This window comes from Pantoea sp. GbtcB22 (assembly GCF_019091025.1).
GTDB classification, from domain to species: domain Bacteria; phylum Pseudomonadota; class Gammaproteobacteria; order Enterobacterales; family Enterobacteriaceae; genus Pantoea; species Pantoea leporis.
This window is the reverse complement of record NZ_JAGXKB010000003.1, coordinates 97,122-113,812: the sequence shown is the minus strand read 5'-3', so window position 1 is coordinate 113,812 and position 16,691 is coordinate 97,122. Positions and strand designations below refer to the sequence as shown.

Here is a 16,691-nt window from a genome sequence, read left to right as displayed (position 1 = left end):
TCGTTTTCCCCAATGCGAAATATAAAAATAGCCATTTCGCAAACGAATGATTGTAGTCGCCCGGACCGGGCAAAAATTGAAGGAAATAAGAATATCGCCCCATTAAAGGTAAGTATTCATATTCTGTAAATATTCTGCCAGCAATAGGCATAAGCGCGGCAATTTCCTTTGCTAAGCTCAATACAGACCTGTCTCGTTTGAATAAGGAGAACAAAATGAGTCAACAGAAACTCCGCCAGCTCGGCGACAGCGGTATTGAAGTTCCCCGTCTCACCTTTGGCGGCAATGTGTTTGGCTGGACGGTGGGTGAGAAAACCTCATTTTCCCTGCTTGATGCGCTGGTGGAGAAGGGCTTGTTCTTCATCGATACCGCCGACGTTTATTCGCGCTGGGCGCCGGGTAACGAAGGTGGCGAATCGGAAACCATCATCGGTAAATGGCTGAAGAAAAGCGGCAAGCGCGACAGCATCGTGCTGGCCACCAAAGTCGGCATGGAGCTGTCGCCGGAGAAAACCGGCCTCAAGCCGGCTTACATTCGTCAGGCGGTAGAAGATTCGCTGCGCCGCCTGCAAACCGACGTCATCGATCTTTATCAGGCGCACCGCGATGATGACGCGACGCCGTTGCTGGAGACGCTGAAAGCCTTTGATTCGCTGATCAAAGAGGGCAAAGTGCGTGCCATTGGCGCGTCTAACTATAACGCTAAACGTCTGCAGGAAGCGCTGGACGTGAGCAAGCAACATGGCCTGGCGCGCTATGAAACCCTGCAGCCGGAATACAATCTCTACGATCGTCAGGAGTATGAAAGCGGTTTGGAGCAGGTTGCGGTGAAAAATGGCCTCGGCGTGATTAACTACTATTCGCTGGCCAGCGGCTTCCTCAGCGGTAAGTACAAAAAGCCAGAGGATGCCAGCAAAAGTCAGCGCGGGCAGGGCATCGTCGACAAGTACCTGAATGAACGCGGCAAGCGCATTGTTGAAGCGCTGGAAGATGTTGCCGCCTCGCACGATGTGTCGGCAACGCAGGTGGCGCTGGCGTGGCAGATTGCCCGTCCGAGCATTACCGCCCCGATTGTCAGCGCCACATCGCTGGAGCAGTTGGATGAGTTAGTGAAAGCTACACAGCTCGAGCTCAGCAAGCAAGAGATCGAAGAGCTGGCGAGCGCCAGCAAACTGTAAGGTTTTCAGGGACGCTGCGGCGTCCCGCTATTTTCCAGCTCTGCCTCACAAAAAATGCCATTTCCCACAAAAGATTTTCAATCATCGACAGACGTCACAATTGCGCTAACGAACTATCATCCTGCGGTAAACTGCGCACATATTTGCAAAAACTGACAAATCCTCAGCACTATCCTCTGTTCGATCCATTCCAGTAACTTCATATAAGAATAACCATCATGAACAGAAAAGAAGCAGTGCAGCATTTACCCCGCCTGGCAGCGGGAACTCTGATGTTTGCGATGCTGAGTGCATCTGCGCTGGCCGCTGATGCTTTCAGTTACGACTCTCCCTATATGTTTGGTGATTGGGGCGGTTACCGAACGCAGCTGGAAAATGACGGCATAAAATTCGACGTTAACTACACCATGGAAAGCGGCTCCAATCTGGCGGGCGGCGCCGATACCAACACCTCAATGCGCTACAGCGATCAGTGGGCGTTTGGCGCTAACTTCGACCTGGAAAAACTGCTCAACTGGCAGGATGCGCAATTCCAGATGACGATTACCGATCGTAATGGTCAGAACATTTCCGACCAGGTCGCCGATCGTCGCACCGGCATGTTGTCCTCCACTCAGGAAGTGTACGGACGCGGTCAAACCTGGCGTTTAACCCAGTTCTGGTTAAGCAAAGGTCTGTTCGATAACACCGTGAACCTGAAAGCCGGTCGCGTTACCGTCGGTGAAGATTTCGATAACTTTGACAGTAAGTTCCAGAACCTGGCGTTCGGTAGCGGCCAGGCCGGTAACTGGCGTGGCGATCGCTGGTTCAACTGGCCGGTGTCCCAATGGGGCGGCCGCGTGAAGGTGAATATCACACCTGAAGTGTTCTTCCAGGTGGGCTTCTATAACCAGAACCGCGCCAACTACGATCGCGGCGACGGATTCCGTCTTGATACCAGCAACTCCGAAGGCAATCTGGTGCCGGTAGAGTTGGGCTGGAAACCGACGTTAGGCGCCGATAAGCTGCCGGGTAATTACCGTATCGGCTATTACTACTCTTCGGCTAACGGCGATAACTACGGCAGCTGGCGCGATGGGGCTTATCAAAGCCAGGATCACGCTTACGGCGGCTACGTGCTGTTGCAACAGCAGCTGACCGCGCAGGGCGGCGATGCCAGCCGTGGTTTGGGCGTCACCGTTCAAGCGGTGATGAACGACCACAAAACCTCGAAAACGGATAATTATCAGTCGGTGAGCTTCACCTGGAAAGGGCCGTTTGATGCGCGTCCGCAGGATGAGATTGGTGTGGGTGCGGCACGTATTCACGTTAACAGCGCCTACACGCGTTCGCAGCGAGAGCAGAACAACGCGAACGGTGAGACCGACTTCAATAGCCCAACCTACCTGCCGATTCAGGATGGCTCAGAGTACAACTATGAGATCTACTACAACGCGCAGCTGACCAAATGGCTGCAATTGCGTCCGAACCTGCAATATGTGGTGGCGCCGGGGGCGGTAAGTGAAGTGAAAGATGCGTTTGTGGGTGGGATCAGTGCGAACGTGAATTTCTAATCTGGCAGAATCTGTGGCTTTGCCCTCTCCCTTTGGGAGAGGGCAGGGTGAGGGGATTATCTGAACATCACTTCAGCCCAGCGGGCGAGGCCGGCGGTCACCGAGGCGAAGTCATCGCCGCTGGCGATAGGCGTATCGGGCAGCGCCTGCTGTAACGCCGCACGCAACACCGGAGAACGTGCGCTACCGCCGGTGAGATAAATCACTTCCGGCTTGGTTTCGCAGGTGGCGAGCGCCAGATGCACTTGCTCCAGAATGCGCTCCAGCGGTTGATTAATCGCCTCTTCCAGCTGCGCAGCGCTAATTTGCGCCTGCAATTGCGCGGCGATAAACGCCAGCGAGGCATCGGTCTCTTTCACCTCCGACAGCGCAATCTTGCTCTCTTCCGCCGCACGCACCAGACGATAGCTCAGCTTCTGCTGCCACACTTTCAGCAGGTGCGCCACTTTTTCGCTGTGTTCAGCATCGCGAATCAAATCGCGCAGCAGTTTGCCGCTGGCCGCGGAATAGAAGTCGCTTTGTGCCGGAACGTCGTTGATCGCCACCGCATTCCACCACGGCAGCGCGGGCAGCGCGGTGCCTTTTTGCGTATTGCCACCGAGCCCCAGCAGCGGCATCAGGGTTTTAAACGCCAGCATAATGTCGAGATCGTTTCCGCCCACGCGGCATCCGCTGTGGCCAAGTAAACTTTCACGGCGATCGGTTTTATGACGCCATTCCGGCCCCATCAGCAGCATCGAGCAGTCGGTGGTGCCGCCGCCGATATCGACGACTAATACGCGCGTCTCTTTCTGCAGCGTGGCTTCGAAATCGAGGCCCGCCGCCACCGGCTCAAACTGGAACTCCACATCACGAAAACCGGCGCGCTGTGCCGCACGCAGCAGAATGCCTTGCGCCTGCTGGTTAGCCTCTTCGCCGCCTAAACCCTGGAAGTTAATCGGGCGGCCAATCACCGCTTGCTCAATCGGGCGATCGAGCTGGGTTTCGCCTTGCTGACGAATGTGCAGCATCATCGCGCACACCAAATCTTCAAAGAAGGCGATCTGCTGTGGCTTCAGGCCGTTAGCGCCGAGGAAGGATTTCGGTGACTTCACGAACCATACTTCTTCGGGATCGACCATATATTGCTGCAGCGCGGTCAAACCGAACTGCACGCTGCCCGGCGTGACGTCGATATCTTCTTCGCGGTTATAGCGCAGCGCACGCTGCAGTAAGGCGGTGCCTTCGCTGTCCGGCGTTGGGACCTGATGATGGCGATGCAGCCATTCGCTGATCGCTTCACGCGTTGGCGCGCAAATCATGGAGGGAAGCAGGCGCTGACCATTTTCCAGTGTCAGCAGGCGCGGCGTGCCATTATCGCTGACCGCAATTGAGCAATTTGCTGTGCCGTAATCGAATCCGATAAACATATTTATCCCCCATGCCGGAAAAAAGGGGGCGACTTTAGCGCAGCCAGCGCGGGCTGGCAATGGGCAGACGTGGCAGATTACATCTGCACTTCCTGATAAACGTGATACTGACCACGGCCCGCGTGTTTTGCGCTGTAACAGGCGACATCGGCCTGTGACATCACCACATTGCTGATGCAGTTGCGTTGATCAATTTGCGTGATGCCGGCACTTGCGCCGACATGATAAGTCTGCTCCTGCCACATAAAGCGATATTCGCTCACGGCGGTGACGATACGCTGCACCACGTCGCGCACCTGATCCACTTCGCAATTCGGCATTAGCACGCCAAATTCGTCGCCGCCCAAACGCGCCAGCATATCGCTGCTGCGCAGATGATGCGGCATCAGCTCTGCCAGTTCGCGCAGCAGCGCATCACCGGCGGCATGCCCGGCGGTATCGTTCACCGCCTTGAATTTATCCAGATCGATAAATACCAAGACGTGATGGGTGTGGTTGGCCGCCGCATCGTTCACCAACTGCTTCAAACGCTGCTCGAAACTGTGGCGATTTGGCAGGCGCGTCAGCATGTCGTGTGAAGCGCTGTAGCTCAGGCGCTTCATCACCTTGCGCGATTCACTGACGTCCTGAATAACCATCACCGCGCCGATGCTGGCGCCGGTCAGGGTTTTCAGCGGCGTGATGCTGTAGTGGATCTCCACGCGCGTGCCGTCTGGTGTATGCAGCACCAGCTCTTCATCGAGTTCGGGAGAGATTTTTTCGTCCGGCAGCTGGCACAACAGCAAATTATCGACGCGCGGGCCGCTCGCGCCGCGCGTGATGTTAAGCAGTTCGGTAATGGGTACGCCTGCGGCTTTTTCCTGTGGCCAGCCGCTCAGCGTTTCGGCCACCGGATTCATAAAGGTGACGCGCATTTCATCATCGGTACTGATCACCGCTTCACCGATGGAATCGAGGGTGATCGCCATGCGCTCTTTTTCCTGGAACAGCGCTTCATTCAGCGCGCGCAGCGGCGTGATGTCCTGACAGATGCCGAGCATACGTTCGATCTGCCCATCCTGACTCAGAATGCGGTTGGCCTCAGAGCGCACGTAGCGCGGGCCTTCCGGTAAATTAATCCGGTATTCCAGCTGGAAAGCGCTGCGGCGTTCGATGGCCTGCTGCACCACAAGCGTGGCGGTTTCCCGCTCGGCCGGATCAAGCAGATGCACCCACAGATCGTAGGTGGGCGTCTGGTGCGGACTTAAGCCAAACAGCTCATACATGCGCTTGTCCCACAACATCTCGCCGGTCAGCAGATTCCACTCCCACACGCCAATGCCGCCAGCTTCATTGGCCAGCGTGATGCGCTCCATCAAGCGTCGATTAATCTGCTCACTCTGCTTCAATTCGGAGATATCGATAATCTGCGCGATGAAGTAGTGCGGCTGTTGCGCGGCGTCGCGCACCATCGATACCGTCAGGCGCGCCCAGACGATTTCGCCATCCTTGCGAAAATAGCGCTTCTCCATGGTGTAGGTCATGATTTCACCCGCCACCAATCGCTCCAGCTGCTGTAAATCGTTGTTGAGATCGTCGGGATGGGTGATTTGCTGGAAGGTGAGCTTTTTCAGCTCATCGGCCGGGAAACCCAGCGTCTGGCACAGCGAATGATTGACCTGCTGCCAACCGCCATTCGGCGAAACCAGCGCCATGCCAATCGCGGAGTATTCCATAGCGTTACGGAAGCGGGTTTCACTCTCGCTGATATGATGCTTCTCGCGCTGGAAGGCATCCATCACCAGCGCCATCACGTGGCTCGGCAGCAGCACCAACAGAAATGGCAGCCAGGTGCTGACCTGGCCGAGCAGCATGCCGTTTTGCGCCAGGTTGACCCAGTTAAAGGCCAGCAGAATCGAGATGAAACAGGCGTTGAGGAAGAACAGCAGAAACGCTTCGAACTTGGGTAGCCGCACCGAGCACCAAAAAAGAATCACCACAATAAAAGTGAAGGGCCACGGCAGAAAACGCAGCGACAAATAGCTGGCGAGCAGCGTGACAAGCAGCGTCAGGCCGGTTTCCAACTGACGGCCTGGCGTCAAAATCTGGCGCAGCGGTTTATTTGGCCACAGCAATAACACCGGGCCAAACGCCAGCACGCCGATCACCTCAGAAATCACCCACGTCGAGAAGAAGGGCAGTGACGCATTGCTGCCCACATGCAGCATCCACAATGCCACGACGCCACCTAACAGCGGCGCAATCAGGCCGGCGCACAGGGCAAAGCGCACCCAGTCGAGTAACGAATTGAGCGGGGCGCGGCGATCGAGCAGCGCGCGCAGCATCACGCCGCCCAGAATCGCCTGTACCATATTTAAGATGGCGAACTTAATGTTACTGAGTGCGGGACCAATAATGATCAGATTGGCCAACGCGGTACCCAGTACGCAGGCAAGCAGCAGTAAGGGAACGTGTTTGGAGTGGGCGCGAAACACGATCACCGTCATCAGCGCGGTGGAGTACCAAAGCGGCGAAATACGGCCACTGACAACAATCAGTTCCAGGCAAAATAGCGTCAGTAGAAAAGTGAGCCCGCCAATGAGCAAGGCATTGAGCCAGGTTCGCTGTGGCCTTTCCTGTGAAGTTAGTATCTCGAGGGTCATGCAAGAATCCAGCAGCGCGCACCTGATTCACGATGGAAAATGCGCCAATCAATCACTATTTTGCATGCTAGCACATCTGTTTGAGATGTCTGCGGGGAATTCGACTTTAGTCGTTATTCACTGAATTGATTGGCCCTTTGCGCGCAAAGGGCCAAACGGGATTAGCGAAAAAGATCGGCGCGGGTAAACGGCTTTTCTAAGCCGGCAAGATTGGCAGAGAAGCGTTCGAGGAACTGTTGCGTGGTGGCGACGCGGCCGTGGCTCAGCAACAACAGCGGCACCAGCAGCGCGACGCCAATCTGCGGCAGGCTAAAGCCCTTCAGTGAAGTGCGGCGCTGCGTCAGCAGGAATGCGGTGCTAAGCGTAAAGCCAAGCATCAGGCCCGCCAGCACTTCGCTTTTGGAGTGCGCGTGGATGACCAGGCGCGACAGGCCAACCATCAGCGGGATCAGATAGCCGATGCCAATGGTAAACAGGCGCCAGCGCGGCGACCAGCGGCCGGAGATCAGCCACATCATCACCGGCCAGAGCGTGGCCGACATCGCGCTGTGGCCGCTGAAGCCGGTAAAGTTGAATCGGGCGCTACCAATGCCAAAGCCGAGAAACAGGATTTTCGAGACGCTCACCACCAGGCCAGCCAGACCAAACGCCAGCACCCAATACCAGACGGTTTGGCGGTTGTCGCTTTTCCATGGCAAGACCAGCGCGATGATCACCGCAGTCGGGATCAGCAACATGCTGTCGCCAAAATAGGTCAGGGTTTTCCAGCTCATACTTTTCCTTGCGGCTATATTCGGAGTGCCAACGCCGGCTGCAGTGTTGGCAGATGAACAGTGTATCGATTAAGCGTCTGGCTGCAAAAGGGGATATTCTGAAAAGCCGTTGGCCCATTTCTCTGGCATCAACCCGGTGAAATACCTATAATTGCCGCCAACTAACCCTCTCATTCGGCCCGTTGCAGCTTCGGCTTAGGCAGGCTCCAGTTATCAGGTCTTAAAAAAGTATGACTGACAAGTCTCATCAGTGCGTGATCGTTGGCATCGCAGGTGCATCCGCATCCGGAAAAAGTCTTATCGCCAGCACGCTCTATCGTGAAATCCGTGACCAGGTCGGTGACGAGCATATCGGTGTGATCCCCGAAGATGCCTACTATAAAGATCAGAGCCACCTCACCATGGAAGAGAGGGTGAAAACCAACTATGACCATCCGAGTGCGATGGATCATGATCTGTTGTTGCAGCACCTGCGCGCGCTTAAAGCCGGTCAGGAAATTGAGTTGCCGGTTTACAGCTATGTTGAGCACACCCGCACCAGCGACTGTATTCATCTCAAATCGAAAAAAGTCATCATTCTCGAAGGCATCTTGCTGTTAACCGATGCGCGCCTGCGTCAGGAGATGAATTTCTCTATCTTCGTCGATACGCCGCTGGATATCTGTTTGATGCGCCGCATGAAGCGCGATGTGAATGAGCGCGGTCGCTCTATGGATTCGGTGATGAGCCAGTATCAGAAGACCGTGCGTCCGATGTTCCTGCAATTTATTGAACCTTCCAAGCAGTACGCTGACATCATTGTGCCGCGCGGCGGAAAAAACCGTATCGCCATTGATATCCTCAAGGCCAAGATTAATCAGTATCTTTGACGACATGGCGTCCGCCCCGGCGTGACGCGCTGTCGTAGCCATTCGCTACACTTAATTCATGGAGTACCTGCGATGAGATTATGCGATCGCGATATTGAAGCCTGGCTGGACAACGGAAAGTTGGCGATTGAGCCGCGCCCGCCAGTGGAACGCATCAACGGCGCCACGGTGGATGTGCGCCTCGGCAATCAGTTCCGCACTTTTAGCGGTCATACGGCGGCGTTTATTGATTTGAGTGGTCCAAAGCATGAAGTCAGTGCCGCGCTGGACCGTGTGATGAGCGACGAGATTGTGCTGCCGGAAGGCGAAGCCTTTTTCCTGCATCCTGGCGAGCTGGCGCTGGCGGTGACGCTGGAATCGGTCACCATTCCTGACGATCTGGTCGGCTGGCTGGATGGCCGCTCTTCGCTGGCACGCCTAGGTTTAATGGTGCACGTCACGGCGCACCGTATCGATCCGGGCTGGCAAGGCCGCATCGTGCTGGAGTTCTATAATTCAGGCAAACTGCCGCTGGCGCTGCGTCCAGGCATGTTGATTGGTGCATTGAGCTTTGAGCCGCTGTCGGGCCCGGCTGCGCGACCGTATAACCGTCGCGAAGATGCCAAATATCGTGGTCAGCAGGGCGCGGATGCCAGCCGCATCGACAAAGACTGACTATCAGTAAGTGGCCGGGGTGAGCGAGCGCAGCCAACGCTGCTGCAACGTGAAGTATGAAGGCAATGAGGATGTGATGAGAAGAGTGATAACAACGCTGGCCATCCTGTTAGTGGTGGTGGTAGCGGGCATGACGGCATTGGTGTTGCTGGTCAATCCCAACGACTTTCGTACCTACATGGTAAAGCAGGTAGAACAGCGCAGTGGTTATCAGCTTCAGGTAGGCGGCGATCTGCGCTGGCACGTCTGGCCGCAGCTTAGCATTCTCGCCGGACGCATGAGTCTGACCGCGCCTGGCGCGACGCAGCCGATGGTCACCGCCGATAACATGCGCCTGGATGTCCATCTCTGGCCGCTGTTGTCGCATCAACTGAGCGTCAGCCAGGTGATGCTGAAAAACGCCATCATCCGCGTCACGCCAGACAGCGCCGCACAAAAGCCGAGCGGCGCGCCAGTAGGCCCCGGTGATGCCGAGCCAGTGAGCAGCAGCGATAACGGCTGGTCATTCACCATTGGCAAACTGCGTCTCGCCGACAGCCTGCTGATTTGGCAGCAGCCCGGCGGCGACGAGTATAATTTCCGCGACCTCAATCTCAACCTCGATCAGGATGCCAGCAAACAGGCTAGCATCAACCTGGCTACCCGAATTTCGCGTAATCAGCGCAATGTTAGCGTCAATCTCAAAGGGCAGATGAATGTGGCGCAATACCCACATCGTCTGGTCGGACAGCTGGATGAGTTGAATTATGCCATCGACGGCGCCAATCTGCCGACGCAGGGCATCAAAGGCACCTTGAGCGGGCAGGGCGAATGGAACGGTGACAATCAGCGTTTCTCCCTACAGAAGATGCAGCTCACCGCCAATGACAGCGCACTGGATGGCAGCGCCGAGGGGCGTCTGGCGCTGCCGCAGCAGCTTAATCTGGCGCTACACGCCACCCGTTTAGACATCGACGCGTTGATGGCGAATGCACCGGTGACGGATAGCAGCGCGCCGCAGCGAGCCAATGTGGTGAGCACGCCAGTGATTGCTGAACCGCGAATGCGTGACAACAGCGACTCGCCGCTGAATCAGCTGGATTTGACGCTCAATCTCACCGCCGATAGCAGCGTGTGGCGCGGCCTGACGCTGACCAACTTGCAGATCGATGCCAGCAATCAGCAAGGTTTGATGACGCTGAGTAAGCTGCAAGGCAAATTTGGCGAAGGCCATTTCTCCGTTCCTGGTTCGGTGGATATCCGCAAACCGGTGACGCAAGTGGCGTTCCAGCCTGAGCTGGATAACATTGCCATTGCGCCGCTGCTGAAAGCATTAGAACTGCCAGAAACGCTGCAAGGCACGGTTTCACTGCAAGGCGATGTGAGCGGTGCTGGATTGAGCATTGAAGAGGCAAAACGTAACTGGCAGGGCAGTGCGGATCTGGAAGCCACTAATTTGCAGCTTTCGCAGCTGAATCTGCAGCAGATGGTGCGCCGTGCGGTGGCGCGCGTCAGTAATCGTGTCACCAACGATCAACCCGACGACCAGGGCATTCAGCAGTTGAGTGGGCGCGTGAGTCTCAAGCAAGGCATCTTCAGCTTGCCGGATCTGCAGGGCGGCAACAGTCGTCTGGCGGTGCAGACCAAAGGCAATGTCGATATGGTTAAACAGCAGCTCGACGTCACCATTAATATGATGCTGCGCGGCTGGCAGGGCGACGATAAATTAGCCGCACTGCTGAACCAGCAAACTATTCCGCTGCGCATGTACGGCGGCTGGAATAATCTGCAGTACTCGTTGCCGGTGGATGACGTGGTACGTCAGCAACTGCAAAGCGAAGCGAAGTCGCGGCTCAATCAGTGGCTGGATCGCCAACAACCGGCGAAGCAGCCGTAGGGGCGCCATCCAGGGCGCAATGCCGAACAGTTAAGCGCAAGAGCGACTTTCGTTCGCCTTGCGCTGAGGCAGTTGCAGCATGTTCGTGCGGCGACCTGGTTAATTATGGTGCTATCGGCACTATCTCCACTTTCTGCACACGGTGATTTTCTACCTGCAACGTTCGCAGAAGATAATCACCGATCTGCAACTCTTCGCCTTCCTGCGGCACATGTTGCAAGATGTCCATCAGTAATCCCGCCAGCGTGTGGTAATTGCGCTTTTCATCGAGTGGCAGCTGCACGTAGACGGCTAAATCCTCTAACGGCATATGACCATTCGCCACCCAACCGCCGTCGGGCAGCACTTGAATATCATAGCGCGCATCGATTTTTTCTCCTTCATTCGGCAGATTGCCGGCGATGGTTTCCATCAGATCGCTCAGCGTGACCACACCTTCCACCGAACCAAACTCATCCACCACAAAGGCGAAGTGGGTGCGCGCGTTGCGGAACTGCTCCAGCGCCTGCAACAAGGTAACGCGCTCAGGAAAGATCAATGGCTGGCGAATCAGCGAGCGTAAATCCAGTGATTTGCTGTGCAACGATTGATGCAGGAGATCAATCACGTGCACCACACCGAGCGGGTCGCGGCCCTGTTCGGTCACCAGAATACGCGTGTGTTGATTGCGATCGAGCTTCGCCATAATCTCCGCCGGATCTTCGGTGAGGTCGATATGCTCGACGTCGTGGCGCGACGTCATGATGCTATTAATCTGGCGCTGACCCAGCCCCAGCACGCGGGCAATCATGCGCCGTTCCTGACGGTTAAATAGCGCGCCCTCTTCGCTGTCGCTGACCAGTGACGCGGTATCGGCGTCCAGTTCCGCACGCTGCGCCTCGCCGCGCAGAATGCGCAAAACGGCTTCTGACGTACGCTGACGCAGTGGACGGCCGGCAGTGAGAAAGCGGCGGCGATTGAACATCGCCAACTGATTGAGTATCTCAATGACGATAGAGAAACCAATCGCCGCGTAGAGATACCCTTTTGGAATAATGAAGCCTAACCCCTCGGCCACAAGGCTGAAGCCGATCATGAGCAGGAAGCTCAGACAGAGAATCACGATGGTCGGATGGCCGTTAACGAAACGCGTCAGCGGCTTACTCGCCAGCAGCATCAGCAGAATCGCCACCGTTACTGCCGCCATCATCACCGGCAGCTCGTTGACCATGCCAACGGCGGTAATCACCGAGTCCAGCGAGAAGATGGCGTCCAGCACCACTATTTGCGCCACCACCGGCCAGAATTTAGCACCGTTCTTATTTTGACCGGTTTCCTCGTCAGCGCCTTCCAGGCGACTGTTTAACTCGGTGGTGGCCTTATAAAGAAGAAAGAAACCACCGCACAGCAGCAGCAGATCGCGGGCGCTGAAGTCGTGGTGCAACAGAGTAAACAGCGGTTGTGTCAGGGTTACCAGCCAGGAAAGTGAGGCGAGCAGCGCTAAACGCGACACCAGCGCGAGAAGCAAGCCGATAATGCGCGCACGGTCGCGTTCCTTCGGCGGCAGCTTTTCGACGAGGATGGCAATGAAAACCAAGTTATCAATGCCCAACACCAGCTCCAGAACGATTAGCGTTACTAATCCTGCCCACAGCGACGGATCAATGATCCACTCCAACATGTGTTAATCACCTTAATGTCTGTGTTATGCGCTTAATCTGATGATAGTGAAACGGCGTTAAGCCTGTAAATAGCCGCTGACTCGGTCAATTGGCGGGTCAGCCAGAAGAGAAGAATATCCCTGATTGCCGATTTGCACCGATAAGATGAAAGTATGGATAAAGATTGCACCTGAATGAAAGAGACAATTATTTTTTTTCAGCAGATAACCACGTGCATTTTTAATGCAGTCTATTGCGTGGTTGAGTATCGAATTAATCTGAATTTTGCAGGGGAATGGCCTGAAAGGGCTGGCATCAATACTTATCGCTGGTAGTCTTTTTCCTAAAATAGTGCAGGGAACACGGGGCCTACTTGTAAACAAGCCAGTAATAACTAGTATAGCAACGTGTTAGTAAATGTCTGCGCCAAAGTTGTTTATAGCGTGCTCCTTAGCCTCTTAATGTTGCGAACTGTGATCGCACGCGGACCACGGCCAGTAATTAGCGCAAAAATGCCGCATAAAACAAGTTGTAATTAGGATGAAAGCGGTATTGGCAGCGACAGCCAAGGGCGGTAGCGTGCCTGAAGCGCCTTTCTCTTGGTTTAATGGTCTGCCACTGTGGTAAGGGAAGTCGGACTAATCTGTTGGTATTAATCACAATTCTCTTGCTTACTATTGTGAGAATTGATTTGGCCTCAGAGAATTTACCGCAGATTGCCTCAACAAATGCAGTGAATATTTCGCTCATTTATCAAACAGCGTTGAGGCATTAGGGATTAAAGAAATAATATAAAAGAGTTAACTATGCGCGATAACGAAATTACATATAAAAGTCTTCTGACAAAAATTTTACTGGCGTGCTCGGATTTAATTTGTTTCAACGCAGCATTATTTATTGCGATGGCATTGATTAATTCGTTTACCCATTCTCCACTGGCAGATATATCTGAAAAATACCTGCATTTAAAAATTGCTACGCACATTGCGCTTTCCGTTATTTGCGTGGGCTGGTTCTGGGTTCGCCTGCGTCATTATACCTATCGCAAGCCATTCTGGTTCGAGCTCAAAGAGATCTTTCGTACCATTCTTATTTTCTCTGTCATCGATTTGTCAATTTCAGCCCTTTCACAGTGGCAAATGTCGCGCTTTGTCTGGGTAGCGACCTGGGTTCTGGCGTTGATTTTGATTCCTTTAGCGCGCGCCATCTCTAAGCGTGTGCTGAATCATTACGGCATGTGGAAAAAGCAAACCATCATCATCGGCAGCAGCCGCAATGCCCAGGAAGCCTGGCAGGCGCTGCAGAGCGAAGAAGTGATGGGCTTTGATGTTATCGCCTTCTTCGATGTCGATAAGAGCAGCCCACAGGCCAGCATCTCAGGCGTGCCTGTGCTGCACAATGAACAAGAGTTGTGGCAGCTGACCAACAGCGAAACCCAATTCATCGTGGCGGTGGAGTTCGAACAGAGCCAGCACCGCGACCACTGGCTGAAAACCCTGGCGATGCACAATTGCCGCTCGGTTTCTGTTATTCCAACACTGCGCGGTGTACCGCTGTACGGCACCGACATGGCTTACATCTTTAGCCATGAAGTGATGATTCTGCGTGTGAATAACAATCTGGCCAAGCGCACATCACGTTTCCTTAAGCGTGCATTCGATATCGTCGGCGCGCTGAGCATTATCCTCGCGCTGTCCCCGGCGTTGCTGGTCCTTGGATTTATGGTTGGCCGCGATGGCGGACCACCGATTTACGGTCATGAACGTGTGGGTTTAGGCGGCCGTAAGTTCAAATGCCTGAAATTCCGCTCAATGGTGATTAACTCGAAAGAGGTGCTGGAAGAGGTACTGCGTACCGATCCTGTTGCCCGCGCCGAGTGGGATAAAGATTTCAAACTGAAGAACGATCCGCGCATCACCAAAGTCGGCCATTTCATCCGTAAAACCAGTCTGGATGAGCTGCCGCAGCTGTGGAACGTGGTACGTGGCGATATGAGCCTGGTGGGGCCGCGCCCGGTGATTGAAGATGAGCTCTGCCGTTATGCCGGTGATGTCGATTATTACCTGATGGCGAAACCAGGCATGACGGGATTGTGGCAGGTTAGCGGTCGTAACGACGTTGACTATGAAACACGCGTCTATTTCGACTCGTGGTATGTCAAGAACTGGTCGCTGTGGAATGACATCGCGATTCTGTTTAAGACGGTTGGCGTAGTGCTGAAACGCGACGGCGCCTATTGATAGACAGCGAAGCCGGGGAGGGCAGCAAGCTCCCCGGTTGAAAACTGCGGGTGCTGGGTGTGTCGTTATTAGACAGCTGCACTGATTGAGTCTGTATAACCATTTTAATTGATGTCGTCTTTAGACTCGGTGACAACATAAAACCAAGGGAGCGCATAATAATGACCCACAGTTTCAGTGTTTAACCCGTCACATTCCATTTTTGTAAGACGCTACACAGCGGGCGATTTCGCCTCTATCAATCAATAACTGATAGCGAAGAATCAGATGATAATGAAAATTAAATTGATACCTTTACTGGTATCCGCGACTTTTCTCTCCGGATGCACCATTGAGCCGGGTTCTCACCTTTCCACCAGTGGAAAAGATGTCATAGAGCAACAGGATAGCAACTATGACATCGACAAATATGTCAACGTCTTCCCGCTGACGCCGCGTCTGGTTGAACAGATGCGTCCGAAGCCGTTAGTCGCGCAGGCTAACCCGATGCTGCAAAATGAAATTCAGAGCTACGAATACCGTATCGGTGTCGGCGACGTGCTGAACGTCACCGTCTGGGATCACCCAGAGTTGACCACACCTGCCGGTCAGTACCGTAGCGCCAGCGACACCGGTAACTGGGTACAGGCAGATGGCACCATTTTCTACCCGTACATCGGTAAAGTGCGCGTAGCAGGCCGAACGGTTACCGAGATCCGCAGCGAAGTGGCGCGTCGTCTGGCGCAATACATCGAAAGTCCGCAGGTTGACGTTAACGTCGCCTCGTTCCGTTCGCAGAAAGCGTACGTGACCGGTTCGGTCACCACCTCCGGACAACAGGCGATCACTAACGTGCCGCTGACCGTGCTGGATGCCGTCAACGCCGCCGGCGGTTTAGCGGCTGACGCTGACTGGCGCAACGTGGTGCTGACGCACAACGGCAAAGAACAACGTCTTTCGTTGCAGGCGCTAATGCAAAACGGCGACCTGAGCCAAAACCATCTGCTCTATCCGGGCGACATCCTTTACGTACCACGTAACGACGATCTCAAAGTCTTCGTGATGGGTGAAGTGAAGCAGCAGTCAACGCTGAAGATGGATCGCAGCGGCATGACGCTGGCCGAAGCACTGGGCAACTCGCAGGGTATGGATCAGACCACCTCTGATGCCACCGGCGTGTTCGTGATTCGTCCGATTCGCGGCGCCAACCGCACCAAGATCGCCAACATCTATCAATTGAATACCAAAGATGCGGCATCGATGGTGATGGGCACCGAATTCCAACTGGAGCCGTACGACATCGTCTATGTCACCGCGACACCAATCACCCGTTGGAACCGTGTGATTTCGGGCCTGCTGCCGACCATCGTAGGTATTGACGATGCCAGCTCCTCGGCCCTTCGTTTCCGCAACTGGTCGAACTAAGGGTTCGCCATGATTAAGTCCGTGTTAGTCGTCTGCGTCGGTAATATCTGCCGCTCCCCCACCGGGGAGCATCTGTTCAAACGCGCGCTACCAAACATCCGGATTGCCTCCGCAGGGCTCAGCGCGCTGCAAGGCTATCCGGCGGACCAGAAAGCCCTGGCTGTGGCCGCCGAACACGGCGTGTCGCTGGAAGGGCATCAGGCTAAGCAGTTAACGGCCAGCATGTGCCGTGACTATGACCTGATTCTGGTAATGGAAAAGCGTCACATTGAACAGGTGAATCGCATCGATCCAGCCGCACGCGGAAAGACCATGCTGCTTGGCCACTGGCTCAATCAGCAGGAAATTGCGGATCCGTACAAAAAAAGTCGCGAGGCCTTTGAAGAGGTCTACGGGTTACTGGAAAACGCTACCCAGAAATGGGTCAACGTATTAAGCCGATAGTTGGGAATA

Annotated in this window: 12 protein-coding genes; 8 read left to right on the top strand and 4 right to left on the bottom strand. The window is 54.8% G+C overall.

Annotated features, from left to right (window positions below):
- Nucleotides 1–215: 215 nt before the first annotated feature.
- Together KVT28_RS11955 and KVT28_RS11950 are read left to right on the top strand one after the other, a co-directional pair.
- Nucleotides 216–1,178, top strand: coding sequence for an aldo/keto reductase (locus KVT28_RS11955; protein ID WP_217548652.1), 963 nt, complete (start codon nucleotides 216–218; stop codon nucleotides 1,176–1,178).
- A 218-nt stretch (nucleotides 1,179–1,396) separates the two neighbouring features.
- Complete coding sequence (locus KVT28_RS11950) at nucleotides 1,397–2,731, top strand: carbohydrate porin (RefSeq protein WP_167391199.1); 1,335 nt, start codon at nucleotides 1,397–1,399, stop codon at nucleotides 2,729–2,731.
- Nucleotides 2,732–2,787: 56 nt separating this feature from the next.
- Here KVT28_RS11950 and yegD read toward each other — a convergent pair whose 3' ends face one another.
- From yegD to KVT28_RS11935, 3 genes are all read right to left on the bottom strand, one after another.
- Entirely contained in the window at nucleotides 2,788–4,140 is a 1,353-nt protein-coding gene (yegD, locus tag KVT28_RS11945; RefSeq protein WP_217548650.1) for a molecular chaperone, read from the bottom strand.
- Between the two features lie 77 nt (nucleotides 4,141–4,217).
- Nucleotides 4,218–6,782, bottom strand: a complete 2,565-nt coding sequence (locus KVT28_RS11940; RefSeq protein ID WP_217548648.1) for a diguanylate cyclase — start codon at nucleotides 6,780–6,782, stop codon at nucleotides 4,218–4,220.
- Between the two features lie 161 nt (nucleotides 6,783–6,943).
- Nucleotides 6,944–7,555: a phosphatase PAP2 family protein gene (locus KVT28_RS11935; RefSeq protein ID WP_101763357.1), complete on the bottom strand. Its 612-nt coding sequence runs from the start codon at nucleotides 7,553–7,555 to the stop codon at nucleotides 6,944–6,946.
- A gap of 230 nt (nucleotides 7,556–7,785) precedes the next feature.
- On the opposite strand from KVT28_RS11935, the gene udk reads away from it, so the two are divergent.
- The 3 genes from udk to asmA all read left to right on the top strand — a co-directional run bounded on the left by udk (nucleotide 7,786) and on the right by asmA (nucleotide 10,954).
- A complete protein-coding gene (udk, locus tag KVT28_RS11930) occupies nucleotides 7,786–8,424 on the top strand; it encodes a uridine kinase (RefSeq protein ID WP_008104883.1) in 639 nt (212 codons plus the stop codon).
- Nucleotides 8,425–8,496: 72 nt separating this feature from the next.
- The gene (dcd, locus tag KVT28_RS11925; protein ID WP_007888946.1) at nucleotides 8,497–9,078 is read left to right on the top strand and encodes a dCTP deaminase; all 582 of its coding nucleotides are present in this window, start codon (nucleotides 8,497–8,499) and stop codon (nucleotides 9,076–9,078) included.
- A 76-nt stretch (nucleotides 9,079–9,154) separates the two neighbouring features.
- Nucleotides 9,155–10,954: an outer membrane assembly protein AsmA gene (gene asmA / locus KVT28_RS11920; RefSeq protein ID WP_217548646.1), complete on the top strand. Its 1,800-nt coding sequence runs from the start codon at nucleotides 9,155–9,157 to the stop codon at nucleotides 10,952–10,954.
- Between the two features lie 103 nt (nucleotides 10,955–11,057).
- Here asmA and KVT28_RS11915 read toward each other — a convergent pair whose 3' ends face one another.
- Nucleotides 11,058–12,614 (bottom strand): TerC family protein, encoded by a 1,557-nt coding sequence (locus KVT28_RS11915; protein WP_217548644.1) that lies wholly within the window; start codon nucleotides 12,612–12,614, stop codon nucleotides 11,058–11,060.
- Nucleotides 12,615–13,400: 786 nt separating this feature from the next.
- Between KVT28_RS11915 and wbaP the strand changes: the two genes are divergently transcribed.
- The 3 genes from wbaP to KVT28_RS11900 all read left to right on the top strand — a co-directional run bounded on the left by wbaP (nucleotide 13,401) and on the right by KVT28_RS11900 (nucleotide 16,682).
- Nucleotides 13,401–14,834, top strand: coding sequence for an undecaprenyl-phosphate galactose phosphotransferase WbaP (gene wbaP, locus KVT28_RS11910; RefSeq protein ID WP_008104880.1), 1,434 nt, complete (start codon nucleotides 13,401–13,403; stop codon nucleotides 14,832–14,834).
- A gap of 273 nt (nucleotides 14,835–15,107) precedes the next feature.
- Nucleotides 15,108–16,238, top strand: coding sequence for a polysaccharide export protein (locus tag KVT28_RS11905; protein ID WP_101763361.1), 1,131 nt, complete (start codon nucleotides 15,108–15,110; stop codon nucleotides 16,236–16,238).
- A gap of 9 nt (nucleotides 16,239–16,247) precedes the next feature.
- Nucleotides 16,248–16,682, top strand: a complete 435-nt coding sequence (locus KVT28_RS11900) for a protein tyrosine phosphatase (RefSeq protein ID WP_217548642.1) — start codon at nucleotides 16,248–16,250, stop codon at nucleotides 16,680–16,682.
- Nucleotides 16,683–16,691 lie beyond the last annotated feature (9 nt).